Here is a 237-nt window from a genome sequence, read left to right as displayed (position 1 = left end):
CCCCCACATTGGAACTGAGACACGGTCCAAACTCCTACGGGAGGCAGCAGTGAGGAATATTGGTCAATGGGCGCAAGCCTGAACCAGCCAAGTAGCGTGCAGGAAGACGGCCCTATGGGTTGTAAACTGCTTTCAGTCGGGAATAATTCGTCGGTCGTGACCGGCGTTGCAGGTACCGTCATAAGAAGGACCGGCTAATTCCGTGCCAGCAGCCGCGGTAATACGGAAGGTCCGGGC

1 rRNA gene is annotated in these 237 nt (G+C 57.0%); it reads left to right on the top strand.

The features are described from left to right. A 16S ribosomal RNA gene (locus tag I6E40_RS10890) occupies positions 1–237 on the top strand; the annotation flags it as partial.

The organism is Prevotellamassilia timonensis, assembly GCF_021531665.1.
Classification (GTDB): domain Bacteria; phylum Bacteroidota; class Bacteroidia; order Bacteroidales; family Bacteroidaceae; genus Alloprevotella.
This window is presented reverse-complemented; position numbering and strand designations above follow the sequence as displayed.